The sequence below is a fragment of the Saccharopolyspora pogona genome (assembly GCF_014697215.1).
GTDB classification, from domain to species: Bacteria; Actinomycetota; Actinomycetes; order Mycobacteriales; family Pseudonocardiaceae; genus Saccharopolyspora; species Saccharopolyspora hattusasensis.
In genome coordinates this window covers 2972194-2997981 of sequence record NZ_CP031142.1, presented here as the reverse complement: position 1 = coordinate 2997981, position 25788 = coordinate 2972194, and the positions used below count along the sequence as shown (strand labels likewise).

Sequence of the window (25788 nt, the reverse complement as noted above, 5' to 3'; positions counted from 1 at the left end):
CCACCAGTTGCGGAAAGCCGGGACTATGTCCCGGCCCGGTACTGCCCTCTGGGGATTGCGCTTCGCGCACTGAAGACGTCACTCCTAGACGGAAATCCGGAAAAATACGACGCCAGTATACGTGTCCGTCGCAGACTCGGCGGCGAGAACATCATCACGATCTCCCGAGCAGTGCCAGCAGCTTCGTCTGCTCGTCGGCGTCGGCCGCCACCGGTCGCGGCGGGGCGAAGATCCCCATGCCCTCCCAAGCCGGAATCTGCGGGGCGAACACCGTGCGCACGGCAGCCACCAGCGCCGGATCCAGCCGGTCGTCGTCGCCGATGCCGCGGGCCAGGTCCCAGGCGTGCACGGCAAGGTCCAGCGTCATCTGCCAGCCGTAGTCCTCGGCCGGGATCACGCCGCCGGTGACGTTGACCTCACCGCTGGTCGCCCCCGGGTCGTCCCACGCGCGCCGGGCCGCCGCGGCTGCCTCCCGCCACGCGCCGACCGGTTCGGTGCCCAGCACGTCGCCGTCGAAGCGGTCGCCGACCTCGTCCAGGGTGGCGCCGTCGAGCAGCCACGGCGCCCACAGCTGCTCGGACACCAGGTGGTTGAGCAGATCCCGGACGCACCACTGCGCGCAGGGCGTAGGGGAGTCCCACTGGTCGTCGCCGATGTGCCCCACCCGGTTGTCGAACTCCGCCATGGCCCTGCGGTGCGCATCCAACAGCTGCATGATTCCTCCTGTGAATTCGGTCACGGGGCGCCCAGCGGTGGCGGCGGAATCCCTGGCCAGGCGTCCAGTGTGGCCGGATCGGGGTGTGCGCGGCATCCGCGCCGCGGCGGGTTTACGCCCCGGTGGTCTGAGCCACTTCTGGGAGCCGTAACCTGCCGCAGTTCGTCGGGCGGCTACCGCCGCCAGGTCACACAGGAGAGGACGTGATCGTGAGCACACCCACGGTTGCGGACGCACCGCAGCGGGGCTTCTTCGGGCACCCGCGCGGCTTGTCGACGCTGTTCTTCACCGAGATGTGGGAGCGGTTCTCCTACTACGGCATGCGAGCGATCCTCGGGTACTACCTGTACTTCGCGGTCGCTGAAGGCGGCTTGGGCATCCCCGAGTCGACCGCGCTGTCGGTGGTGGGCGTCTACGGCGCCTCGGTCTACATGACCGGTGTCCTCGGTGGCTGGCTGGCGGACCGGGTGGTCGGCGCCCAGCGGGCGGTGTTCTACGGCGGCTGCGTCATCATGCTCGGCCACATCAGCCTGGCCCTGCCCGGCGGCGTCGCCACGGTGGTGCTCGGGCTGGTGCTGCTGGTGATCGGCACCGGCTTGCTGAAGCCGAACATCTCGGGCCTCGTCGGCGGACTCTACGGCGAGAACGACACGCGCCGCGACGCCGGGTTCTCGATCTACTACATGGGCATCAACCTCGGCGGGTTCCTAGCCCCGTTCGTTGTCGGCACCCTCGGCGAGAAGGTCAGCTGGCACGCCGGGTTCGGTGCGGCGGCCGTCGGCATGGCGCTGGGCCTGGTCCAGTACCTGCTCGGGCGCAAGAACCTGGGTTCGGCCGGGCGAGCACCGGTCAACCCGCTGCCCGCCGGGCACAAGGGCCGGGTGCTGGGCCGCGCGGCCGGTCTCGCCGCGGTGTTCATCGTGGTCCTGGTGGGCCTTTCGGTCAGCGGTGTGATGGGCCTGGGCGGCCTGGTCAACCTGATCAGCCTGATCTCGGCCGTGCTGCCGATCGTCTACTTCGTGGTGATGCTCTCCAGCAAGCAGATCACCAAGATCGAGCGGGACCGGCTGATCGCCTACATCCCGCTTTTCCTGGCGACCGCGCTGTTCTTCCTGCTGTTCGAGCAGCAGCCGAACACGCTGGCGAACCTCGCCGAGGCGGACACCGATCTGAACGTCCTCGGCTTCGTGATCCCGGCTTCCTGGTTCCAGTCCATCAACTCGCTGGCGATCATCCTACTGGCGCCGGTGATGGCGTGGCTGTGGACGAAGCTCGGCGAGCGGCAGCCGTCCACCCCGCAGAAGTTCGTCGGCGGGCTGTTCTTCGTCGGCGTCTCGTTCCTGTGGGTGGTGCTGTCGAAGTTCGTCGTCGGCGACGAGAAGCACCTGCCGGTCATGCTCGCGCTGGTGTTCGTGATCATGACCGTCGGCGAGCTGATGCTCTCGCCGGTCGGCCTGTCGGTGAGCACCAAGCTGGCGCCGAAGGTCTTCGCCTCCCAGACCATGGGCCTGTACTTCCTGGCCCCGGCGATGGGGCAGGGTCTGGGCGCGCAGGTCGTGAAGCTGTACTCGGTGGACAACCAGCAGGTCTACTTCGGCATCGTCGGCGTGGCCACGATCGGCTGCGGGGTCCTGCTGCTGCTCGCCTCGAAGAGCATCAAGCGCTACATGCACGGCGTGAACTAGGGAATTTCCAGGCTCGTTCTGCATGGCGGTGCTTCAACAGCGGACCACCAGGGCGAGCGGGCGAAGGCCGGTCCCGACGATCTCGGAACCGGCCTTCTCACGGCGGACGGACTCAGTGCAGGTCGAAGGTCCGGGCGGCCGCCGGGTTCTTCGGGTCCGGGTCCGGGTGGCCCGGCACGCTGACGTTCCCGCTCGGCACCACGCCCCTGACCAGGTAGTCGGTGCCGATCCGGTCGGCGTCGGCGTTGCCGGCCAACGCCCAAACCCCGTGCTTGCCCGCCTCCTTCTCGGTGACCAGCACCGAGGACGGCAGTGATCGGTGCATCTCGACGGCGCCCGCGTAGGGGGTGGCCACGTCGTACTCCGAGTTGAACACCAGCAGCGGCGGCAGCCCCTCACCGGTGATCTTCACCGGCTGCTGCCGGGGACCGTGCCACACCCGGCACGGGGCGACGCCCCAGCTGTTGTACCAGGCCCCGAGCGGGTTGTTGGCGGCCAGCTCGGCGGAGTCGCGCTCCCATTCGCGGCGGCTGGTCGGCCACGGGGCGTCCGCGCATTCGACGGCGTTGTAGATGGCGTTCTCGTTTTCCGCGGCCGCATCCTTGGTGGAGACCTGCGCGACGAGTTTGTGGTCGTCGTTGCGGAGGCGGAAGTCGGCGATCGCCTCGGCCAGCGCGGTCCAATTGTTCTCGCCGTAGAGCGCCATGAAGGTGATGTCGATGAACTCCAACGGGCCTAGCTTGCCGAGCGCGGCCTTGCGCAGCTCGGCCTGGATGCCGTCCCAGGCGGCCTGCACCCGGGCGCGGTCGGTGCCGAGATGGAACACCTGGTCGTGCCGGGCGATCCAGTCGAAGTAGCGGCCCAACCGCAGCTGCGCGGCGATGTTCTGGTTGAGGTTGTTGCGGTACCACACCTCGGAGGTGTCCGGGTTCACCGCGCTGTCCAGGATCATCCGGTCCACGTGCTCCGGGAACAGCTGGCCGTACACGGCGCCGAGATAGGTGCCGTAGGAGTAGCCGAGGTAGCTGATCTTCTGCTCGCCGAGCGCTTCCCGGATCCGGTCCAGATCCCGGGCGTTGGTCGAGGTGTTCAGGTGCGGCAGGTACTTGTCGGCGCGCTGCTGGCAGCCGTCGGCGTACTCCTGGGCGCGCCGCCAGTTCTGCTCCCGGGTCTGCGGGGAGTCCGGGTCGGGCAGCGGATTCTTCCAGAAGATTGCCGGATCCACGCAGGTGACCGGGTTGCTGTGCGCGGTGTTGCGGGTGTCGAACCCGATCAGGTCGTAGGAGTCGAGCACCTCGGCGGGCAGCCTGCCGGACAGCGAACCGGCGAAGGCGATGCCCGGGCCGCCCGGACCGCCGGGGTTGACCAGCAGCGAACCGCGCCGGGCCTCGGGCTTGCGCGCGGGGGTCTTCGAGACCAGCAGCTGCAGCTTCTCGCCGTTGGGAGCGTCGTAGTCCAGCGGCACTTCGACGTTGGCGCACTGCATCTGCGGGTGGGGCTTGCTGATGTCCTCCGGGCACGTACCGAACTGCAGGCCGGGCGCGGCCTGGGCGATCACCCCCGTGACGGCGGTGCCGGTCAGCACCGCCGTCACGGCTAGACCGAGTGCGATCGAGCGCTTCACATGCGTCTCCTCACGGAATGGGATCGGGCTGGAACGGAGCGTAATCGTTGATCCGACACCGTACCCGGCAGCGAAAGTCCGTGTCCCCCGGCCGTTCCCGGGTCACGCCGCCCGCAGGACATCCACGACGCGAACGGCGTCCGCGTCTGTGGTGCGCCAGTTGCTGAAAGCCGCCCGCAGACCGGGGGTTCCCTTGTAGACGGTCGGGGTGCGGAATGCGCACGCCGGTTTCGGTGACGGCGCGGGCCAGCTTCGACCCGTTCCGTGGTGGGCGCCTCGGCGACGGTGAAGCAGATGACGTTGAAGCGCACGCACCGGGGTGGTCGCTGGTTCCGCGTGAGAGCTCAGCCGATCGGTTGTTTCTCGGGGGTGGCCGCGCCGAGCTCGCGGGCCAGGTCGTCGACGACCTGCGCGGTGCGGTCCAGCCAGCGGATGCTGCGGTGCAGGGAAGTGGGGCCGTCGGTCAGTGATTCGGCGATGTCGTGCAGCGCGTCGGCCGTGCGGTGCGCCGAGGTCATCGCCGCTTCGAAGCTGACCTGCGCCTCGTCGGTCATCGACTCCACCGCGTCGGCCAGCGCCCACAGCAGTTCGGAAAGCCGGTTGCGCGTGTCGTCGTCGACCATGTCCACAGTGGCCGACAGCGCCACCGCCAGGTTGCGCACGTAGTAGGCGCAGCCGCTGAGCACCGCCACCGACCGCTGGACCTGGCTTCGCAGGGAGCGCAGCCGGTAGCTGGTCAGCGGCTTCGCGCTGTTGATCACCCGCTGCAGCGCGTCGTCGAGCTCCCGCATCGACTCCTGCAGCCCGTTGGCCGTGCCCTGCTCGCTGATCTCGGTGCCCGTGCCGCGCAGGAAGTCGCGCAGCGACAGCAGGAAGTCCTGGATGTTGTCGCGGACCAGGGAGCGGGTGCGGGTGGGCAGCACGAACACCGCGGCCAGCACACCCGCCGCCGCGCCGACCGCGGTCTCCCACAGCCGAGCCTCCAGGACCGCCACGTTGAAGGTGCCGAGCATCCCGTAGAGCGCGCCGAGCAAGGTGGTGATGAAGAACGTCATCACCGCGTAGGAGTAGCCCGCGAAGTAGAAGCCGAGGAAAACGCAGACCAGGATCATCGCGATCTCGGCCAGGGTGTTGCCGGTGATCTGCGCGGCGACCAGGATGCCCGCCACCACCCCGAGCACGGTGCCCGCGGTGCGCTGCCACGCCCGCACCAGCAGCTCGCCGCGGCTGTTGGTGCTGATGAACACGACGAACGCGGTGATCACCGCCCAGTACCACCGGTTCGGCGAGACCAGCTGGCCGAGCATGATCGCCAGCGCCGTCGCGCAGGTCACCTGGATCGCCATCCGCAGCTCCGGCCGCTGCAGCCCGGTCTCGCCGTCGTCGGATGGTTCCGCTTCCTCGGCCGGTTCCGGTGCTTCCTCGACCTGGCGCTCCCCGCCGAGTTCACCGGTCGCGTCGGCCAGTTCCGCGAGCCCGGCGCCGAGCCGCCGCACCGCCATCGCGACCTCCACCGAACCCTGCTGCTCGATCCGCTCGGCGACCAGCCGGGTGGCTTCCCGGATCTCCTCCGGCTCGGTGCGCAGCACCGCGAGCAGCGCGCCGATCGCGTGCGGCACGGTGTCGCCGCCGCTGGGGTGGTCGACCAGCCGCATCAGCGGGGTGAGCAGGTTCTCGGCCGCGAGCTCGACGTCCAGGAGGCGCTGCCGCAGCAGCTCGCGGCCCGCCTCGTCGAGGGTGTCGAGCTGGCCGACGGTGTTCTCCAACATCAGCGAGGTCTCGTTGAGCCGGACCGAGCGGTTGTGCAATTCGCGGCGGCGCTGCGCCGAATCCAGGTGCTCGGCGACGTCGCGCACCGCGTGCAGCAGGCCGTGCACCTGGGCGAGCAGCGTGCGGCGGCCGCGTTCGAGCACGCCTTCGGGATCGTCGCGCAGCACCACGAACCGCATCACGAACGCGGACAGCGCTCCGGCGACTGCAGCCGCGATCAGCGCGGGCAGCTGCGGCAGCTGCGGGCTCAGGAACATCGCGAAGAAGTAGCCCATGAACGCGACCATGCCCAGCGGGAAGAACCGCGGTCCGAACCGCCGGATGTAGGTGGCCGCGAAGATCACCACCAGGAACAGCAGGCTGTGCAGCAGCGCCCACGGCGCGGTGAGGATCGACAGCAGCAGCGCGAACGCAGCGGGCAGCGGCATCAGCAGGTTGGTGATCTGCTGCTGCCGCCGGTCCGGGTCGTTGACACCGAGCGAGGAGTTGATCGCCACCACCGCGCCGATCATCGCCAGCGGCAGCGGCTGCCCCCACCACGCGAGCAGCGGTAGCATGATCGCAATAGCGAGCGCGACCGACAACGTCACCCGAGCCGCGGTGCGCAGTCGGCGCAGCGACGGATCGGAAGCAAGGAAGCGGTTCCACCACTCGCTCCACATGCGCCGCACTGCTCCTTAGTCCTCGTCTCCGAACTCATTCTGCACGGCGGTACGAGTAGCGGAACCTCGGACGTCGCGTGGATTCCAGGATGTCCGGGCGGCCGTCCTCGCGGGACGACCGCTGAGAACCCCGCAGCGGGAGCTGAAGCGCCGCTTCGAGGGCGCCGACCCGGGCCCTCAGCCGCCGCGGTGGCGGCGGACGCTCTCCTCTACCAGGTCCAGCACCGAGCCGAGGTGCTCGGCGGGCAGGCCCATCGCCAGGTGCGATAGGAGGCCTTCGAGCACCAGTTCCAGGTAGGCGGTCAGCACGTCCACGTCGACGTCGTCGCGGAGGTTCCCGGCGTCGCGCTGCCGCTGCAGGCGGGCGCGGGTGGCCGTGGTCAACTGCTCGGAGCGCTGCGCCCAGCGCGCCCGGAACTCCTCGTCGGTGCGCAGCCGGCGGGACACCTCCAGGCGGGCGCCGAGCCAGTCCACGCCGGGGGTGTCGCCGCCGTCGGCGGGATCGTCGAGCAGGTTGCGCATCACCTGCACCAACCCCTGCTCGGCGACCACGTCGGCCATCCGGGTCGCGTCGTCCTCGGCCAGCGCGAGGAACAGCGATTCCTTGTCCTTGAAGTGGTGGAAGATCGCGCCGCGGGACAGGCCGGTCGCTTCTTCCAGCCGTCGCACGGTGGCGCCTTCGTAGCCGAAGCGCGCGAAGCACGACCGGGAGCCGTCGAGGATCTGACGGCGCCGGGCGTCGAGGTGGTCCTGGCTGACCCGAGGCATGGTCTGATCGTCCCAGGTCCGGCCGCCACATTGCAATCCGTACGTACGTTTTGCTGCGCTCGTCTCACCCCCTGGTGGGTCCTCTCGAATCATATGGTCGCCGCGGCCGGCGGAGTCGTTACTCGTGCGCCGCGTCGCTATTCGGGAAAAGCGGGCGGGGAAACGACATTCCCCGTTCTCGTAGCAGTTGCCGGGATCAAGAACAAGGGTCGCGGACGTCAGAGGGGAGCGGTAGCGTCGGTAACCGGCCAATGACAGGCGGTGATCATATTGCCCGTTTCGACCGATCCTGCAGCCGCTGACTTCCCAGCCTCCCGGGTCCGCACCCGGGCCGAGGCGGAGGCTTACGTGGCGTCGGTGTGCTTCAAGCACGGCCCACCGCGGCTGCTCGGCATCGAACTCGAATGGACCGTGCACCACTCCGACGACCCGACCCGAACGCTCGACCCGGCGACGCTGATCGCCGCGCTCGGCCCGCACGCCCCGCGCTCCCTGGTCCCGGACAGCCCGCAGCGGAAGTTGCCCAACGGCTCCGCGCTCACCGTCGAACCCGGTGGCCAGGTCGAGGTCTCCAGCCTTCCCACCACGTCCATGCGGTCACTGTTCGAAGTCGTCGCGGCCGACGCCGAGTACGTCGAGCGCCGGTTGCGCGCCGCCGGGCTGGTGCTCGGCGACCAGGGCACCGACCCGTGGCGGTACCCGAACCGGATCCTGCGGGTGCCACGCTACGCCGCGATGGAAACCGCCTTCGACCGCATCGGCCTGGACGGCCGCTTGATGATGTGCAGCACCGCCGGGGTGCAGGTCTGCCTCGACGCCGGCGAACCGGACCGGGTGGCCGTTCGCTGGGCTGCGCTGCACGCGCTGGGGCCGGTGATGATGGCGATGTTCGCGAACTCGCCGATGCTGTTCGGCGAACGCACCGGCTGGGTGTCCAGCCGCACCCGCGCGCTGCTGCGCACCGATCCGCCGCGCACCCGGCCCGGCCCGATCACAGTCGACCCGGCCACCGGCTGGGCCAAGCGGGTGCTCGACACCACGATCGTGTGCCTGCGCCGCGACAACGGCGACTGGACGGCGCCCAGCGGCATCAGCTTCGCCGAGTGGATCCACGGCGCGCTGCCGGGTCCGCCCACCCGCGACGATCTCGACTACCACCTGTCCACGGTGTTCCCACCGGTGCGGCCGCGCGGCTACTTCGAGGTCCGCTACCTCGACGCGCAGCCCGGCCAGGACTGGATGCTGCCCGCCGGGGCGCTGATCGCGCTGTTCCGCGAGGAATCCACGGTGGACAAGGTGCTCTCGGTGGCGTCACCGGCGGTCGGCCGCTGGGTGCACGCCGCACGGCACGGCCTGCGGGACCGGGCGTTGGCGCGCACCGCCCACGACGTGTTCGAGCTGGCGTGCCGGCACTTGCAGGATCCGGACAGCCCGGCGGGACTGCCCGACCGGCTGGCGGATTTCGTGGCGAAGCGGCTCGCCGCGGCCGACGAACGCTGAAAAACCGGAGGTGACCGGTGGAAAGCACGCAAGATCTGGCCGAACTGGGGATATCGAACTTGCGCTCGCACGTGGCCGCCGAACTGGCGCGCACCCGGCAGCGCAGCGCGGTGCTGACCGACGCCGTCGACGACGAGGACCTCGTCAAACAGCATTCGCCGTTGATGTCGCCGCTGGTCTGGGACCTGGCGCACATCGGCAGCCAGGAGGAGCTGTGGCTGGTGCGCGATGTCGGCGGCGCGCCGGCGATCCGCCCGGACATCGACGAACTCTACGACGCCTTCCAGCACGCCCGCGCCGACCGCCCGCAGCTGCCGCTGCTGGGGCCTGCCGAGGCGCGCGACTACGTCGGGACGGTGCGCACGAAGGTCTTCGACCTGATCGACCGAGTTCCGCTCGAGGGGCGGCGGCTGGTCGAGCAAGCCTTCGCATTCGGCATGATCGTGCAGCACGAGCAGCAGCACGACGAAACGATGCTGGCCACCCACCAGTTGCGGGACGGGCCACCGGCCCTCACCGCGGACCCGCCGCCGCCCGGTGCGGCAGCGCTGCAGGCCGAGGTGTTCGTGCCCGGCGGGCCGTTCACGATGGGCACTTCGGCGGAACCCTGGGCGCTGGACAACGAGCGACCGGCGCACCAAGTGCACGTCGACGACTTCTACCTCGACAGCACGCCGGTCACCAACGGCGCGTACTTGGCTTTCATCGACGCCGGTGGGTACGACGATCCGCGCTGGTGGAGCGGCGCGGGCTGGGCGTACCGGCAGCGCGCCGACCCGCGGGCGCCGCGGTTCTGGCGCCTCGACGGCGACCGGTGGCTGCGGCGCAGGTTCGGTCACGTCGAACCGGTACCGCCGGACGAGCCGGTGGTGCACGTCAGCTTCCACGAGGCCGAGGCGTACGCGGCGTGGGCGGGCAAGCGGCTGCCAACCGAAGCCGAGTGGGAGAAGGCCGCGCGGTTCGATCCCGCCAGCGGCCGGTCCCGCCGGTACCCGTGGGGCGATGACGATCCGCGGCCCGAACACGCCAACCTGGGCCAACGGCACCTGCAACCGGCACCCGCCGGGGCGTACCCGGACGGGGCCGCGCCGTGCGGCGCGCGGCAGCTCATCGGCGACGTGTGGGAGTGGACGGCGACGGATTTCCTGCCGTATCCCGGCTTTTCGGCCTTCCCGTACCGCGAGTACTCCGAGGTGTTCTTCGGGGCCGACTACAAGGTGCTGCGCGGCGGTTCCTTCGGCACCGACGCTGCCGCGTGCCGCGGCACCTTCCGGAACTGGGACTACCCGATCCGGCGGCAGATCTTCGCCGGATTCCGGTGCGCCCGTACACCACGACGCGGGGAGCGCGACTGACCGATGTGCCGACACCTGGGGTATTTGGGGCCAGCCGTGTCGCTGGCGGAACTGCTGCTCGAACCGGCCCATTCGCTGCTGGAGCAGGCGTGGGCGCCCGACGACATGCGCGGCGGCGGCACGGTCAACGCCGACGGCTTCGGCGTCGGCTGGTACCGGCCGGACGGCGCCACCGCCCGCTACCGCGCCGCGATTCCGATGTGGACGGACGGATCCTTCCGGCAGGTAGCCGCGGACGTGCGCAGCGGCGCGGTTGTCGCGGCGGTCCGCTCGGCGACCGCCGGGATGCCGGTGGCGCCTGGCGCGTGCGCCCCGTTCACCGACGACACCTGGCTGTTCAGCCACAACGGCCGGGTCACCGGCTGGCCCGATTCGCTGGCGAAACTGGCCGCCCGACTGGAAGTCGTGGACCTGCTGACCCTGGAGGCGTCGACCGACTCGGCGCTGTTGTGGGCGTTGCTGCGGCAGCGGTTGGTCGAGGGGGCGGAGCCGGACCAGGCGGTGCGGGAGCTTGTCGGCGAGGTCGTCGCCACCGCGCCGGATTCGCGGCTGAACCTGCTGCTCTCCGACGGTACCCGGCTCATCGCCACCACCTGGACGCATTCCTTGTGGGTGCGCCGCACCGAGACGGCGGTGACGGTGGCCTCCGAGCCGTTCGGCGCGGACACCGGCTGGGTGGAGGTCCCGGACCGGTGCCTGCTCGTCGCGGACACCGAGAACGTGCAGGTGTCGTCGTTGCCGGAAGGGGATCGATGAGCGAGCCGGAACTGGTAGTCCGATTCACCGATGAAGACGCGGCCCGGGAGCTGCGCACCGAGGCCCGCGCGGGCCTGACCGACAGCCCGAAGTGGTTGTCGTCCAAATGGTTCTACGACGCCGTCGGCAGCGACCTCTTCGAACAGATCACGGTCCTGCCGGAGTACTACCAGACCCGGGCCGAGCAACAGATCCTCCAGCAGCGCGCACTGGAGGTCGCCGAGATCACCGGCGCGGCCACCCTGGTCGAGCTCGGGTCCGGTTCGTCGGAGAAGACCCGGCTGCTGCTGGACGCGTTGCGCAAGAACGAAACCCTGGAGCGGTTCGTGCCGCTGGACGTCTCGGGCGCCGCGCTGCGCGCCGCGGTGGAGTCCATCGCGCTGGACTACCCGGAACTACGAGTGCGCGGCGTCGTCGACGACTTCACCAGCGGTCTCTCCGCGTTGAACGCGGGCGCCGGGCGGCTGGTCGCGTTCCTCGGCGGCACGATCGGGAACCTGCTTCCGGCCGAGCGCGCCCGGTTCTTCGCCGCCGTGCGCGCGGCGCTGCGGCCGGGGGAGTGGCTGCTGCTGGGCACCGACCTGGTGAAGGACCCCGACCGGCTGGTCCGCGCCTACGACGACGCGCGGGGCGTGACCGCGGAGTTCAACCGCAACGTGCTGCGGGTCCTCAACCGGGAACTCGGCGCCGACTTCGAGCCCGAGAACTTCCGGCACGTGGCGTTGTGGAACGCCGAGCAGGAGTGGATCGAGATGCGGCTGCGGGCGCAGCGGCCGATGCGGGTCGGGCTGCCGGAACTGCGGTTGACGGCGGATTTCGCCGAGGGCGAGGAAATCCGCACCGAGGTCTCGGCGAAGTTCCGGCACGATCGCGTCCGCGACGAGCTCGCGGTGGCAGGCTTCGAGCTGCACCGCTGGTGGCTGGACGACGCGGCGGACTTCGCGCTCTCCCTGGCCGCGGCGCGGTAGGGCCGATCGGTGAATCCGACGGTGATCACCCCACCAGCGGGTGATCAGGGTGGCGCGTGCTGCCGGGCGCACGACTATTGCGGCGTAGTGTCCGTTTTTCCCGAAGAAGGGACGATTTCGATGCGGCTACGCGCAATTGTCACCGCGGCTCTCGGTGCGGCCGGTCTGCTGCTCACCCTGCCCGGTTCCGCGCTCGCGGCGCAGGGCGAGTTCATCTACTCGTACGAACGGTACGGCGCGGTCCAGCGCGATGGGCTCTTCGATCCGGCCGGGCGGTTCTGCCACCGGCTCGACCTGCCCAACCAGTTCGTCCCGGCCTACCGGGTGCAGAACCGGACCGACGCCACGGCGGTCGTCTACCTGGACGACAGCTGCGCCACGGACGTGTTCTACGTGCTGCAGCCCGGGCAGAGCGCCCCGGCCGGGGTCAAGGTGCGATCGGTGATGTTCTCGCGCTGATCTGCGTCGACGAACCGCGCCTGTCCGGGCTCCGGACAGGCGCGGTTCGTTCTGTCATGGCGGACCCGGGAGCGTTCTCGCGGTTCCACCGGGGAAGCTGAGGCACGGCATGCATGGCATGCCGGCCGGTTTCGCGGACACCTCGGCGAGGGTCGCTGGTATCTCCAGGCCGCAGAACGTCAGCCAGTGCTCCGGGAGGCCGCTCTCGGGGGCGGTCGAGAGGTGCGCTTGGCGGCGGGATTCGCCGACCACCCCGAACGCGAAGCGCACCACCACCGTGCCGTTCATAAGGCGATCCCGTCGAGTCGTCCGGCCGCGGGAACGACCTTCCCGCGCGGAGTGTCGATCGGTCCGCCATCGCGGTGGTATCGCTGGTGTTCGGCAGTTTGCCAGTGGTGCTTGGATCGGAACATCTTCCCCACCTCCGCGAACGGGACTGGCGCACGCGGGACGCGTGACGTGCGGTGGGCGGGCATGACCCGTTCAGCCCAACGATCTCCTGGGAAGATGATCGACCGTTCACCTGAACGGGGGGTGAACCGGGTCGGTGTGCATGCACCGTCATCAGGGAGCCGACGGGCCGTTGTGCGAAGCAAGTGATTGCGCGAGAAACCAAATGGCGTTGCGTTCTTCGCCGCGGTGACCTCGCCGAAGGCCGGCCGCGTACCGGCAGCCACTGGGGGGAGGTGCCGTCGGTACGCGGCCGGCGGCCTCAGGCTACACCCGCCACCACGGCACCTTTCTCGGGATGAGAGTGGTGGCCGCGAGTGCTTTGGCTGGTGCAGTTGCTTCGCAACGCAGGCGTGCGGTTCAGTCCTGGCGAACTCGCTTCGGAGGCTGGGAAAGCGGCTGTGTGCGCCGGATTAGAGGTAGGGACACCAGGGCGGCAAGCCCGGCGAGCAGTGCGCACCAGAAGGTGCACGTGCGTGTTTTTGGCTGCTATGCCCGGATCCACCGAGTTGGTTTTGGCGTGGGTTGTTGATCAAGGTCTTGGGGGTGTTGATCGATAATGCTGGTGGTGGGTGTGCGGAGTCCGCCGGCCTGGTGGTCCGGCTTATCCACTGTGGTCTCCGGTCGGCGCCCGTAGGCGGGCGGTGAACAGGCTGGTGAAGGCCTGTTTCCAGTGCCAGTCGGCCGGGAGGTGCAGCACGATGCGGCGGGCGGAGCGGGCGATACGGGCCGGGATCGTGATGAGGTGCCGCCGCAGGGTGGTGGTGCGGGCTTTGGCGTGGAACTGCGACGCGAGACTGCCTGCGGCACGCATCAGGTTGTGGGTCAGCGCGGCCAGGGACAGCCAGGCGCCGTTGGCGGCGAGCTGCCCGGAGGGCAGGTGGGCCGCGGCGGAGTCGTTGAGGTCGGCGAAGACTTGCTCGATCGTCCCGGCGCGGCCGCGGTGCTCGGCCTCGGCGGTGAGCAGCTCGTGCGGGGAGTCGGTGAAGATCGCGTGATAAAGCCAGACCGGGAACAACTCGCCGGTGGCATCGGTGGTGGTGATCCGGGTGCGGCGCACGATCAGCCGGGCGGTGACCGCACGGCCGGGATTCTGGGTGACGTTGGTGAACGCCTCCAGTGTCGTTTCGGCGATCTCGCCCTCATAGATCCACTGCTTGGCGCGGTCGTCGAAGACCGGCCGGTTGAAACGCACGGTCTGCCATGTGTTCTCGTCGATCCCGGCGATCGCGGCCTTCACAGTCGCGGTGTGTTTGGCGGTGACCGAGAAATACGCCCCGGCTTTGCGGATCGCGGCGATGACCGGGCCGGTGAAAAACGCCGAATCACCCCGCACCACGATCGTCCCCGTCGCACCACACGCCCGGGCCGTCTTGATCGCCGAGGTGATCAGTGACGCCGCGCCGCGGGCGGAATTGGCGTTACCGCCCCGCATCCGGGTCGCCGCCACCACCGGCGCCGTACCGGGGGTGGAGATCGTGGCCATCAGATAGTTCAGGCCCCGCACCTTCGTATACCCATACGCCGAGCCCTGCTTCCCCGCCCCGTAGACCTCTTTGATCTTCGAGTCGATATCGACGAACACCAGCTCATCGGCCCCCGGCAACAACCCGCACCGCCCGGCCAGGCGTTCCAGCACGATCCGGCCCAGCTTCTCCAGCTGCGCCACATGCCCATAGGTGAACCCACGCAGAAACGTGCCCAGCGTCGACGGCGCCCGGATCCCGTCGAACAACCGCGACATGCCACCGTGGCGGATCACACCCAGATCCTCGAACGAGTCCGCACCACAGGCCATCCCCGCCACGATCGAGGACACCTTCACACCCGGATTCGCCCCCGCCGACCCCACATCCGGCGACAATTTCACCGTCTGCTCAGCCAGATCAGCCACCCCGACCTGCTCGGCCAGCCGCAACACCGGCACCAATCCCGCACACGACACGAGATTCGGATCATCGAACCTCACCGACACCGCGCCGACACTATGCGATGCTTGCATCCAGCAGATGCCCTCTCATCCAGGAACCGATTGTCTCTCTCGCAAAGAACAATCATCCCAGGCCAGAGGGCATCTGCCCCACCACGACACGACCCCCGCCTGCACAAACTTTCACCACAACACCGGTGGATCCGGGCTATGACGCCCAAAAGTACGCACGGGGCTTTCGGGGCGCCGGATCCTGAGGCGGCGCGGATGCGTCAGAATGTTGCGGTCGAGGATGCCCGGATCGTGCGTATTTCCAAGCCTTGTGGCCCCTAAAATGCTCACGGGTGTATCCGTGCGGGCAGCTCGCTTCTCTTTAACGGTGTGCCTCTACTCATTCGAGAATCGGACCAGGCGGATTGGGAGCTGCTGAACCGAAGCCAGCACGCCGTGTTCGCTCGCAAGCAGTTGCGGAAGTTCGGGATCAGCGACGACGCGGTGCGGGCTAACGTCAAGGCCGGGAGGTGGCAACGCGTCCACCGCGGCGTTGTCGCCTTGTTCAGCGGTCCGCTCCCACGAGCGGCCCGGATTGCCGCCGCCCTCCTGTACGGCGACCTCCCGGCCGCGCTCAGCCACCGGACCGCTGCGCAGGAATGGGGGTGGTGGCCGGTCGATGACGGCCCCATCCACATCACCGTTCCGTACGGGACTTCAGCCCTGCCGCAGGCGGGCGTGGTCGTGCACCGCAGTCGCGCTTTCAAGAAAATCGTCGTTTCCCACGACCCGCCGCGAACGTCGCGTGCGGATACCGTCATCGACCTGGCCACCGCCGAACCCGATGAGGCGTCAGCAGAGCGGACATTGCTGGCAGTCGCCTCCGCGAACCGTGTTGGCGCGGACGAAATCCGCACCCGGTTGGCGGCAAGACCTGCTTATCGCCACCGGATCGTTCTTGATCGCGCTGTCCGCCTGCTCGGCGAAGGGATCACGTCGATGTTGGAAACCCGCTACTTCCTCGACGTCGAGCGCGCACACGGGATTCCGCGCGCGCGTCGTCAGGTGCCCGTCAACGCATTCGGCCGGAAACTCCTGGAGGACTGCAGCTACGAGGCGACCGGGGTCCCGCTGATCGTCCGGTTGGACGGGCGGGCTTACCACAGCGATGCCGAAACGGCGTTCCGGGACCGCAGGCGGGACAACTTCGCCGAGCTCAGCGGAACGGCCCGGCTGGTGTACGGCTGGCAGGACGTCGCCCGCACCCCGTGCGCAGTGGCGCGCGAGGTCATGGTCGTGCTTCGCAGGGAGGGGTGGCAAGGACCAACGATGAGGTGCCGGAAGTGCCTGGGTCCGTGAGTGGTTTTGGGTGCTGTAGCACCTAAAACCACTCACGGGCCCAAGCCAGCAGCGCGACGTGCAACGACACCAGCGATTCCGGCGTGTCCAGCGAGACCCCGAGCAGCTGCTCGATCCGTGCTAGCTGGGCGTAGTAGGCGGTGCGGGAGACATGCGCCGCTGCGGCCGCCGCGGATTTGTTGCCGCCGTGGCGGCAGAGCGAGCGCAGCGCGTCCAGCAGCCTTTCGTTGGACATGATCGGCCCCAGCTCGCGCTCCGCGAACGCGATCAGGCGTTCGTCGCCGCGCAGCAGGTGCAGCAGTCCGCGCAACCGCACGTCGTCGAGGCGGTGGAATTCGCGGCTGCCGTCGTCGATGTGCAGCGCCGCCTCGGCGACCTGCGCGGCCTCGGTCAGCGTCCGGCGCGCCCCGGAGATCATGCCGACGGTGCTGCCGACCGCGATCACCACCGGCAGCGAATGCGCGTCCGCGGACCGGCGGACGTCCGCGGCCAAGCGGGTCAGCACTGCGTCGTCGGTCGTTTCGAGCACCACCAGGGCTTGCACCGTGACGTCGTCGACGACCCCCACCAGCACCGGCAACCTCGCCTTGCGAGCGGCGAGCGCCGTCGCCTCGGCCAGATCCCGTAGCGCCTGCTGGGTTTCCAGCGCCGGAGCGGCGGTCGTCGTGGTGTGCGGGCGGACCGCGATGCCCACCAGCGGTCCGTCGAGCGGCACCCCTACACCCGCGGCTCGGGCCGCGAGGTCGGCGGTGTCGGCGTTGCCCGCAAGCAGTTCGGTGATCAGCGTGCGGTGGGTCTGGCGCTCCAGGCTGTCCCGATCGCGGGTCACCAGCCGGTTCACCGCCAGCGCCGACGCCGCCCGCTCGGCCACCACGACGTGCCGGTGCGCCGGCTCCGGGCCGAGCACCACCAGCCGCCCCCAGTCGTCCCCGCGCGCCCCGACCACCGTCGTCAGCCACTGCTGGTCCGGGTCGAAGGAGGTGCGGCCGGACTGCACCACCGAGCGGGATCGCTCCGACCACTCCGACAGCAGTGCGACCGGGTCCTGGCCGGCCGAGTCGTAGGCCAGTACCTGGTGCGCCAGCGTCTCCAGCACGACCGGGCGGCCGACGATCCGCGCCGCTTCCCGCAGCACCGACGCGGGTTCCGCACCAGAGGTGGTCAGGTCGGTGAACGTCTCGTGGATGGCGTGCGTCGCGCGCAACTCGGCCAGCTGGGCATCGCGGATCCGGGCGATGACCGCTTCGGTGACGGCGACGAACTTGGTCTCCTCCGACAGCGTCACCAGCGGCAGGTCGTGCCGGTGCGCCGCGTCCACCAGCGCCGTCGGCACCCGGTCGCGCCACCTGCGGACCAGCTCCACGACCACCCCGCACGCCCCGGCTGCGGCGAGCTCGTCGACGTAGCGGACCAGCTCCGCTGGTTCTTCGGGCAACGCGATGCCGGTGGTCAGCACCAGCTCGCCGCCGCTGAGCAGCGGGGCGATGTCGGCGATCTCCGCGACGTGCACCCAGCGCACCCGCCCGTCCAGGCCGGACGCGCCGGCCACCACCCGCGGCTTGCCGCGCCGCAGCACCGGCAGGTCCAGCACCTCGGACACCGTCGGCAGCGCCAGCACATCCGGCGAGATCGGTCGCATCGCACACCCCTCCCTAGTGAACACACTGTATTGCCGATTGGGGCAGATCAGCACAAGTTGTCGGTGGTGGCGGTCGTCTCGTCGCATCACACTTGCCAAGCAGCGCAGATGGTCACGTCGTGGAGAAAAGGAAGCTGATGACGGAATCCCTGTTGGCCCGGCACCGCGCCGCCATGCCCAGCTGGATGGCGCTCTACTACGAGGAACCAATCGAAATCGCCGGCGGCGAGGGGCGGCACGTCACCGATGCCGACGGCAACACCTACCTGGACTTCTTCGCCGGAATCCTGACCAACGCCATCGGCTACGACGTCGCCGAGATCAGCGACGCGATCCGCCGCCAGGTCGACACCGGCATCCTGCACACCTCGACGCTCTACCTGATCCGGCAGCAGGTGGAGCTGGCCGAGCGGATCGGCGAGCTGTCCGGGTTGGCCAACCCGAAGGTGTTCTTCACCGGCTCCGGCACCGAGGCCAACGAGACCGCGCTGATGCTGGCCACCCAGCACCGGCGCAGCAACCAGGTCCTCGCGCTGCGCAACTCCTACCACGGGCGGGCCTTCGGCACCCTCGGCGTGACCGGCAACCGCGGCTGGTCGGCCAGCTCGCTGTCCCCGGTCAAAGTCAGCTACGTGCACGGCGGCTACCGCTACCGCAGCCCGTTCCGGGACCTCTCCGACGCCGACTACATCGCAGCCTGCGTCGACGACCTGCGCGAGGTCATCGAGACCACCACCGCCGGCGACGTGGCCTGCATGATCGCCGAGCCGATCCAGGGCGTCGGCGGCTTCGCCACCCCGCCCGACGGGCTGTTCGGCGCCTTCGCCGAGGTGCTGGACGAGTACGGGATCCTGCTGATCTCCGACGAGGTGCAGACCGGCTGGGGCCGTACCGGTGAGCACTTCTGGGGCATCCAGGCGCACGGCGTGACCCCGGCGGCGATGACCTTCGCCAAAGGGCTGGGCAACGGGCTGGCCATCGGCGGCGTGGTCGCCGAGGCGGAGCTGATGGACTGCCTGACGGCGAACTCGATCTCCACCTTCGGCGGCAACCCGATCTCCACCGCTGGTGCCGGGGCAGCCCTGGCCTACCTGCTCGACCACGACCTGCAGGGCAACGCCGCCAAGCTCGGCACCCGCCTGCTGGCGGGCTTGCGGGCCCACGCCGAGCAGTGCCCGCTGATCGGCGACGTGCGGGGCAAGGGCCTGATGATCGGCGTCGAGCTCGTCGAGCCGGGCACGCGCACGCCCGCCGCCGCGTCGGCCACGCGGGTGATGGAACTGGCGAAGCAGCGCGGAATGTTGGTAGGCAAGGGCGGGCTGCACGGGAACGTCCTGCGCCTGGCGCCTCCGATGACCCTGACCGAGGATGAAGCGGCGCAGGCGCTGCAGATCCTCACCGAAACCATCTCGCTGGCCGAGCAGGAGCTCCACCGATGACAGAACTGATCAGGCACTGGATCGCGGGCAGGTTCGACGACGCGACCCCGCAGCGCACCGGCGAGGTGTTCGACCCCGCCACCGGGCAGGTGGCCAAGCGGGTCGCGTTCGCCGCGGAGTCCGATGTGGACAACGCGGTGGCGAGGGCCGCCGAGGCGCTCAAGACCTGGCGGCACACCTCGCTGGCGAAGCGGTCGAACGTGCTGTTCGCCTTCCGGGAGCTGCTCAACCAGCGCAAGGGCGAGCTGGCGGAGATCATCACCGCTGAGCACGGCAAGGTCGTCTCCGACGCCGCGGGCGAGGTGCAGCGCGGGTTGGAGAACGTCGAGTACGCCTGCGGTATCCCGAACCTGCTCAAGGGCGGCTTCTCGGAGAACGCCTCGACCAGCGTGGACGTGCACTCGGTGCGGCAGCCGGTCGGCGTCGTCGGGGTGATCTCGCCGTTCAACTTCCCGGCCATGGTGCCGCTTTGGTTCGTGCCCAACGCCATCGCTTGCGGCAACACCGTGGTGCTCAAGCCCAGCGAGAAGGACCCGTCGGCGGCGAACTTCATTGCGCAGCTGTGGCAGGAGGCGGGGCTGCCCGACGGCGTGTTCAACGTGGTGCACGGCGACAAGGTCGCGGTCGACGCGCTGCTGGCGCACCCGACGGTGCGGGCCGTGTCGTTCGTCGGCTCCACGCCGGTGGCGCGGTACGTCTATGAGACCGGCACGGGCAACGGCAAGCGGGTGCAGGCGCTCGGCGGGGCGAAGAACCACATGGTGGTGCTGCCGGACGCCGACCTCGACCTGGCCGCCGACGCCGCGGTGTCCGCCGGGTTCGGCTCGGCGGGGGAGCGGTGCATGGCCATCTCCGCGGTCGTCGCCGTCGACTCGGTCGGCGACGAGCTCGTCGCCAAGATCGCCGAGCGGATGGCCAAGCTCAACGTCGGTGACGGCCGGCGCAACTGCGACATGGGCCCGCTGGTCACCGCCGCCCACCGGGACCGTGTGACGTCCTATGTGGACGCCGGGGTCGAGGCGGGCGCCGAGCTGGTGGTGGACGGGCGCGACGTGCAGGTCGACGGCGGGGCCGACGGGTTCTGGCTCGGGCCGACGCTGTTCGACCACGTGGGCACCGGGATGTCGATCTACACCGACGAAATCTTCGGGCCTGTCCTGTCGGTGCTGCGGGTGCCCAGCTACGACGCCGCGATCGAGGTGCTCAACAACAACCCGTACGGCAACGGCACGGCGATCTTCACCGAGAACGGCGGCGCGGCGCGGCAGTACTGCGAAGAGGCCGAGGTCGGCATGGTTGGCGTGAACGTGCCGATCCCGGTGCCGGTGTCGTACTACTCCTTCGGCGGCTGGAAGGACTCCCTGTTCGGCGACGCGCACGCCTACGGCCCGGACGGCATCCAGTTCTACACCCGCACGAAGGTCGTCACCACGCGCTGGCCGGACCCCTCGCACGGCGGCGTCAACCTCGGATTCCCGCAGAACAGCTGAAAAACCTGTGAGGAGACCGGGCTGGGCGATGAGCAGGGCGTCCTGCTGACCATCGCCCGGCAGGAGCTGGTCGGTTTCGTGTCCTGGCACCGGGCCGAAACCGGCCACGCGTCGCATTGCTGAGAGATCGGCGTCAACCCGCGGCCGGACGCCCGCGGCCGCGGGCACGGCACCGAAGCGCAGCGCGCGCTGGTCCGGTACCTGTTCGCGAACACCCAGGGCAACCGCGTGCAGGCCGGTACCGAGCTCGACAACACCGCCGAGCAGCGCGCCCTGGAGAAGGCCGGGTTCACCCGCGACGGGATGCTGCGCGGTTACGCCTTCCGGGCCGGCCGGTGGCGGGATTGCGTGCTCTACAGCATCCTGCGCGCCGAAGTCGATCTGGACGGATGATCGCGCAGCGCCGGGATCGCCGATAGCAGGCGCTGGATCCGGGGAAGAGCGTGGTCCTCGGGGCAGATCCGGAGGTCATCTCCTACGCTCGCGGGCATGCCCGCACTCAGTCCTCGGTCCGTCCTGGACGGCCGCAGCTCCAACCGCGCGCCGATACCGCTGATCATCGGCCTGGTGGTGTCCGGTTTCTGCCTGCTGCTGGCGCTCGCCTTCTACCTGCTGCAGGGCGGGCCGATGAACGTCGTGATCGGCACCGCGCTGGCGCTGCCGACCGCGGTCGTGCTCATCGCACTGATCCTGCTCATCGACCGGTTGGAGCCGGAGCCGCAGCTCAACCTGTGGCTGGCCTTCGGCTGGGGTGCCGGGGTCGCCATCATCGGCGCGCTGATCGTGAACACCGGCAGCGAGCTCCTGATGGCCCCGGCGCTGGGTGCCGAGGTCGCCTCGGTGATCACGGTGTCGGTCGTGGCCCCGGTGGTCGAGGAGAGCTTCAAGGGTGCGCTGCTGCTGTACTTGCTGTGGGTGCGGCGGCACGAGATCGACGGGCCGACCGACGGCATCGTGTACGCCGGGATGTGCGGGCTGGGCTTCGCGCTGGTCGAAAACGTCCTCTACTACATGCAGGGATTGGGTGCGGAGACCGGGGAGATCTGGGGGACGGTGCTGATCCGCGGCGTGATCGCGCCGCTCGGGCATCCGCTTTACACCGCGATGACCGGGCTCGGCGTCGCCTACGCCGCGACGCACCGCGGCCCGGGCCGGTTCTTCGCGGTGGTCGGCGGTTGGTGCGGCGCGGTCTTTCTGCACGCGCTGTGGAACGGGAGCCTGACGTTCGCCGGTTTCCTGGGCATGGTGGTGGCGTACCTGGTTGATTTCCTGGTGCTGGTCGCATTGGTCGTGGTCATCGTGCTGGACCGCAAGCGGCTGGTGCACCTGATCCGCAAGTACCTGCCCGCCTATATCCCGAGCGGCTTGGTGCAGCCCAACGACGTGCAGATGCTCGGCAGCCTCTCCGGGCGGCGGAAGGCCCGGCACTGGGCGCGCGCGCAGGCGGGTGCGACTGGGGCGCGGGCGATGGGTGACTACCAGTTGGCGGCAACCGAACTGGCACTCTTGCACGCGCACGCGGAGAAGGAGACGATCCCGCCGGACAAGTTCTTCGTCAGGCGGGAGGCCATCTTGGGGTTGATGCGGACTGCGCGGGACGCGTTCTTCCGGCGGATGCCGCAGGCCCCCCCGCCGCCGTGGGCGCGGCAGGAGCGGTCCGGCTTCTTTGCACCGCCGGCGCAGCTGGCACCGGGCCAGCTGCCGACCTACCAGCCGCGTCCGCCGGGCCTCGGCGGCCCGCCGCCCGGCGGGTTCCCGCCTGGCGGGCACCGTCCGCCGGGGCGTCCGCCGCAGCCGCCGGGCCCGAACGGCCCACGGCCCGGCGGGCCTTGGGGACCTCGCTGAGCGTCAGATGGTGCGGATCCGCGGCCACAGCGCGTGCCACGGCTGCTTCGGGTTCTGGTAGAGCGTGATCGTGTTGCCCTGGACCATGTTCACCAGGCCGGTCTCGATCTCGCTGAGCTCGCGCGACTGTCCGAAGTGGTCGGCCAGCGGGTGATCGTGGCCGATGTACAGCACGGTGCCGGCGTCGTCCGGTGGTGCGCCGAAGAACCAGTAGCCGCGGTGCGGGCGAACGGCGGGAGGGGTCGGGGAATGCGGTCCGTGTTTTCCGCGTCCAGGGTGGTTCTGGAATTCGTGGACATCTGCTCCCCATGCGTTGCGCGTTCGCGGGGATTTTAGTCGCAGCGGCAGGGGAATGGCGTCGATCTCGGACACGAGGCCCTGAGTCCTAATCAGTTCTGGGAGTGAGCCATCCGGCAAACTCTTGGATGGTAGCCGGCAGGTGGGTGAGCACTTGCGGTTCCTGGATGTGTGAGTCTTGCCCGAAGACCGGGCCCCTGCCAGTGGGCCGGGGAGTTGATCGCTGCAGGGGTGTCGTGCCCGTAGGTGGTCACTGCTTGATTAGGTCGCTGCAGGGCTGAACGCCGTGCAGGGGCCGCCGGATTGGGTTACAACGGGCGCATGGCGGAAAACTCGAACGACGACTTGTCCGCCCTGAAGCCGGGGCAGGTCGTGTCCAAGGACAACGGGGAGCGGTTCGGCCGCTCCGCCGGCGGATGCCTGGTGCAGCTGCGCCGCCGCGTTTCCGAGCCGGGGTTCGTCGTCACCGTGGACGCCGAACCACGGCCGGGCGTGCCGACCGAGTTGATCACCCACGAGTGGGGCGCGGCCAACGCCGCGTTCGACCGGTTCATGCACGAATACTGACGCATCCGTCCACAAACGACATCTGGGTTCGAGCGCAAGTCTTCCTGCCGCCCGCAGGCGCGATGACTCGCGCTGGGCGTTGCAGCCAAAACCGGAGTTGGATTCAATATACGTTCCACTTCCCCCCGCGACGACCCGCTGCCGGCGCGCGGCGCAGGTGCATTCATCGTTATGGAATATGCTTTCCTGGCGCGCGGGAAACAATCCGCCTTTAGGTTTTTCTTCTCGTGCGGCATGCCTCCCCTGACGGTGGACATTGGCCCCGATTTGGTGAACCAAAGGTTCTTTATCGAGCAGAATGCTGCGACAGGCGTCTACTCTTCCATCTGTCCCCGGACTGTCTACTTGAGAAGGATTCAGGATGATGCGACGGCGTGTGATTACCGCTGTGATGATCGCAGGAATGATCTCGGTGGCGCTCGCAGGAACCAGTACGGCCGAAGGGTCGACAGGAGTTGGCACGCGGGCCGGTTCCTGTTCGTCGGGACGGGTTGTGCGTGGAAATCAAGAGGGATCAGGTTCCAATTGTTTTCGTGCCGAATATCCAGGGGAAAGATTTCGCGCGGTGGCGTTCTGCGCGAGTCGGCGCGGCCCCTACACGGTATTTGGACCAGATAGGCTGGTAGGCAGCGGACAAAGTTCCATTGCTTGGTGTGCCCCGGGGGACCAAGTTACGGGAGGCGATACGCAGGATCGCCGGTAGCTTCAAGTGCCGAGAATTTTGGGAGCCCCGATCAATGCGATCGGGGCTCCGTCACGTAGCGCGTCGTGCACCCGAAGTCCGGCTCGTACATCGAGATCGTGTCCTCGGCCGCAGACGCGCACGCAGCCGTTGATCGTCACCATCACCACCGCGGACTCGGGGCGTCGCGGCACGATCTACGACCGAAAGCGCCGCCGGACGAGCAGCTGGCCGCCGTGTGCTCACCGACCCAACCAACTACGGGGTAGGCGCAGCAGTCCCTCGCCCACCTCGCGAAGTTCCTGTGTTTGCATCCTGGGATCTGCACGAAGCAGGAAACCCGGTTCCGCACGCTGGCCAGGACTGCCTGTATGACGGTTCTGATCCTCGCGAGTGATCTCGACCCATCGGCTGATGCGATGGTGACCGCGTTGCGGGATCGCGGCCCGCCGGTGGTTCGGGTGAACACTGCGTGCTCCCTTCAAGGCACCCAGAACACCGATGGCCGGGTCTGCGCCGAGGCCTGTTGCTGCGAGGTAGTGGTCTCGGCGGGGTGACCCGCCGTTCGCGAATCAAGCGCGAGAGCAGGTCACGCTGCCGCGTCCACATGCGAACGCTGCCCCCGCACAAGTCGAGGGCAGCGTCGCGCAGTGCGGACGTGAGGACTACGTCCAGGTGGTCTTGGCGGGAGTGACGCTGCTGTCCTTGATCTTCTCGGTCGTGACCGCGTCCTTCGCGAGCTTCGGTTCGGAAACAGCGCTGTCCGCGAGCTTCTCGCTCGTCACGGCCGCTGCAACCAAATGGCCGGTGCTCACCGAGTTGGGTGCGAGTTCGTTCCCCGTAACGGCGTTCTGGGCGATCTTGTCCGTGGTCACAGCCCCGGACATGAGTTTCTGGCCCGCGATGGCGTTGTCCGCGATCTTTCCGTCCGCCACGCAGTTCGGGGCGAGTTGCCGGTCGGTGACGCAGTTGTCCGCCATCTTGGCGGTCGTGACGGCCCCGGCGTCCAACGCCTGCGTCCCCACCGCATTGGGGGCGATGTGGCTGCTCTGGACGGCTCCGATCGCGATCTTTTGAGAGCTGACCGCGCCATCCATGAGCTTTCTTTCCTGCACTGCGTTGTCGGCGATCTTTTCAGCCGTGACAGCGTTGTTGGCGAGTTCCCTGCCTGTGACGGCGTTCTCGTCGAGCTTTCCGGACTTGACCGCGTTGTTCGCGATTTCCCTGTCGGTGACCGCATTCGGAGCGATTCTGTCACTCGTGACGGCGTCCAGCGCCAATTTGTCGGTGTTCACCGCGTTGTTGGAAATCTTGTCTCGTAGGACGGCGTCCTTGAAGATATTCTCGGACTTGACCGCATTCGGAGCGAGTTCAACGTCGGTAACCGAGTTGTCGGCGATCTTCGGGCTCGTGACCGCGTTGTCGGCGAGCTTCGCGGCCACGACTGCGTTGTCGGCGAGCTTCTTCGAGGTGACCGCATCCTTGCCGATCTTCGTGGTCGTGACGCAGTCCTCCGCGAGATGACGGTTCTGAATCACACCGTCCTTGTCCTCCAAGTACTTCTCTTGCATGTCACGCACGGTATTTTCAAGTTCTGCGATTCTGTTTTCTAGCGCATCCAGGTACTTCATGCGATCAAGCTGGTCCCGGAGACGGTTGACCTGAACGACGGCCTCATTCCAGTCGCTCGTCGTAATCTCCTCACCTTGCCCTTTAGTGGACAGTGGGTACTCTCTGGTATGATTCGACATCTTTTCCCTCTCTCTACGTGCCGTCGAGGCCGGAGCGATTCACCCCGTAGGTCCATCGTGGTTTCGCTGCGCGGTCATCGCGAGTC

21 protein-coding genes are annotated in these 25788 nt (G+C 68.7%); 12 read left to right on the top strand and 9 right to left on the bottom strand.

Annotated features, from left to right (window positions below):
* Positions 1–154 precede the first annotated feature (154 nt).
* Positions 155–715 (bottom strand): TIGR03086 family metal-binding protein, encoded by a 561-nt coding sequence (locus tag DL519_RS13750; protein WP_190815228.1) that lies wholly within the window; start codon positions 713–715, stop codon positions 155–157.
* Positions 716–924: 209 nt separating this feature from the next.
* Here DL519_RS13750 and DL519_RS13745 point away from each other — a divergent pair, with 209 nt between their 5' ends.
* Positions 925–2400, top strand: coding sequence for a peptide MFS transporter (locus DL519_RS13745; protein ID WP_317891362.1), 1476 nt, complete (start codon positions 925–927; stop codon positions 2398–2400).
* A gap of 112 nt (positions 2401–2512) precedes the next feature.
* Here DL519_RS13745 and DL519_RS13740 read toward each other — a convergent pair whose 3' ends face one another.
* The 3 genes from DL519_RS13740 to DL519_RS13730 all read right to left on the bottom strand — a co-directional run bounded on the left by DL519_RS13740 (position 2513) and on the right by DL519_RS13730 (position 7224).
* Entirely contained in the window at positions 2513–4024 is a 1512-nt protein-coding gene (locus DL519_RS13740) for an alpha/beta hydrolase (RefSeq protein WP_223838946.1), read from the bottom strand.
* Between the two features lie 344 nt (positions 4025–4368).
* Positions 4369–6456: an FUSC family protein gene (locus tag DL519_RS13735; protein ID WP_190815226.1), complete on the bottom strand. Its 2088-nt coding sequence runs from the start codon at positions 6454–6456 to the stop codon at positions 4369–4371.
* Between the two features lie 177 nt (positions 6457–6633).
* Positions 6634–7224, bottom strand: a complete 591-nt coding sequence (locus tag DL519_RS13730) for a TetR/AcrR family transcriptional regulator (protein WP_168589426.1) — start codon at positions 7222–7224, stop codon at positions 6634–6636.
* 270 nt (positions 7225–7494) lie between these two features.
* Here DL519_RS13730 and egtA point away from each other — a divergent pair, with 270 nt between their 5' ends.
* The 5 genes from egtA to DL519_RS13705 all read left to right on the top strand — a co-directional run bounded on the left by egtA (position 7495) and on the right by DL519_RS13705 (position 12262).
* Complete coding sequence (gene egtA / locus DL519_RS13725) at positions 7495–8724, top strand: ergothioneine biosynthesis glutamate--cysteine ligase EgtA (RefSeq protein ID WP_190823964.1); 1230 nt, start codon at positions 7495–7497, stop codon at positions 8722–8724.
* A gap of 17 nt (positions 8725–8741) precedes the next feature.
* Positions 8742–10079, top strand: coding sequence for an ergothioneine biosynthesis protein EgtB (gene egtB, locus DL519_RS13720; protein WP_190815224.1), 1338 nt, complete (start codon positions 8742–8744; stop codon positions 10077–10079).
* A 3-nt stretch (positions 10080–10082) separates the two neighbouring features.
* Entirely contained in the window at positions 10083–10835 is a 753-nt protein-coding gene (egtC, locus tag DL519_RS13715) for an ergothioneine biosynthesis protein EgtC (protein WP_190815222.1), read from the top strand.
* Complete coding sequence (egtD, locus tag DL519_RS13710; RefSeq protein ID WP_190815220.1) at positions 10832–11803, top strand: L-histidine N(alpha)-methyltransferase; 972 nt, start codon at positions 10832–10834, stop codon at positions 11801–11803. The genes egtC and egtD overlap by 4 nt, the downstream gene beginning before the upstream one ends.
* Positions 11804–11923: 120 nt before the next feature.
* Positions 11924–12262 (top strand): hypothetical protein, encoded by a 339-nt coding sequence (locus DL519_RS13705; RefSeq protein WP_190815218.1) that lies wholly within the window; start codon positions 11924–11926, stop codon positions 12260–12262.
* Between the two features lie 54 nt (positions 12263–12316).
* Here the strand turns inward: DL519_RS13705 and DL519_RS13700 are convergent, their stop codons facing one another.
* Both DL519_RS13700 and DL519_RS13695 read right to left on the bottom strand, forming a co-directional pair.
* Positions 12317–12550, bottom strand: coding sequence for a hypothetical protein (locus tag DL519_RS13700; protein ID WP_190815216.1), 234 nt, complete (start codon positions 12548–12550; stop codon positions 12317–12319).
* Between the two features lie 766 nt (positions 12551–13316).
* Positions 13317–14714 (bottom strand): IS1380 family transposase, encoded by a 1398-nt coding sequence (locus tag DL519_RS13695; RefSeq protein WP_190815214.1) that lies wholly within the window; start codon positions 14712–14714, stop codon positions 13317–13319.
* A 375-nt stretch (positions 14715–15089) separates the two neighbouring features.
* Between DL519_RS13695 and DL519_RS13690 the strand changes: the two genes are divergently transcribed.
* Complete coding sequence (locus DL519_RS13690; protein ID WP_223838944.1) at positions 15090–15992, top strand: hypothetical protein; 903 nt, start codon at positions 15090–15092, stop codon at positions 15990–15992.
* 22 nt (positions 15993–16014) lie between these two features.
* On the opposite strand, the gene DL519_RS13685 is transcribed toward DL519_RS13690, so the two are convergent.
* Positions 16015–17631, bottom strand: a complete 1617-nt coding sequence (locus DL519_RS13685) for a PucR family transcriptional regulator (RefSeq protein ID WP_190815212.1) — start codon at positions 17629–17631, stop codon at positions 16015–16017.
* A gap of 137 nt (positions 17632–17768) precedes the next feature.
* Here DL519_RS13685 and DL519_RS13680 point away from each other — a divergent pair, with 137 nt between their 5' ends.
* The 4 genes from DL519_RS13680 to DL519_RS13665 all read left to right on the top strand — a co-directional run bounded on the left by DL519_RS13680 (position 17769) and on the right by DL519_RS13665 (position 22405).
* On the top strand, positions 17769–19070 hold the full coding sequence (locus DL519_RS13680) for an aspartate aminotransferase family protein (protein ID WP_190815210.1): 1302 nt from the start codon (positions 17769–17771) through the stop codon (positions 19068–19070).
* Entirely contained in the window at positions 19067–20560 is a 1494-nt protein-coding gene (locus DL519_RS13675) for a CoA-acylating methylmalonate-semialdehyde dehydrogenase (protein WP_190815208.1), read from the top strand. The genes DL519_RS13680 and DL519_RS13675 overlap by 4 nt, the downstream gene beginning before the upstream one ends.
* Before the next feature lie 126 nt (positions 20561–20686).
* Complete coding sequence (locus tag DL519_RS13670) at positions 20687–20953, top strand: GNAT family N-acetyltransferase (RefSeq protein ID WP_223840283.1); 267 nt, start codon at positions 20687–20689, stop codon at positions 20951–20953.
* Positions 20954–21049: 96 nt separating this feature from the next.
* Positions 21050–22405, top strand: a complete 1356-nt coding sequence (locus DL519_RS13665; RefSeq protein WP_190815206.1) for a PrsW family intramembrane metalloprotease — start codon at positions 21050–21052, stop codon at positions 22403–22405.
* 3 nt (positions 22406–22408) lie between these two features.
* Here the strand turns inward: DL519_RS13665 and DL519_RS13660 are convergent, their stop codons facing one another.
* On the bottom strand, positions 22409–22777 hold the full coding sequence (locus tag DL519_RS13660; protein ID WP_190815204.1) for a hypothetical protein: 369 nt from the start codon (positions 22775–22777) through the stop codon (positions 22409–22411).
* 246 nt (positions 22778–23023) lie between these two features.
* Between DL519_RS13660 and DL519_RS13655 the strand changes: the two genes are divergently transcribed.
* Entirely contained in the window at positions 23024–23269 is a 246-nt protein-coding gene (locus DL519_RS13655; protein WP_223838938.1) for a hypothetical protein, read from the top strand.
* 1347 nt (positions 23270–24616) lie between these two features.
* Here DL519_RS13655 and DL519_RS13650 read toward each other — a convergent pair.
* Positions 24617–25582 (bottom strand): hypothetical protein, encoded by a 966-nt coding sequence (locus DL519_RS13650; protein WP_190815200.1) that lies wholly within the window; start codon positions 25580–25582, stop codon positions 24617–24619.
* Between the last annotated feature and the right edge of the window lie 206 nt (positions 25583–25788).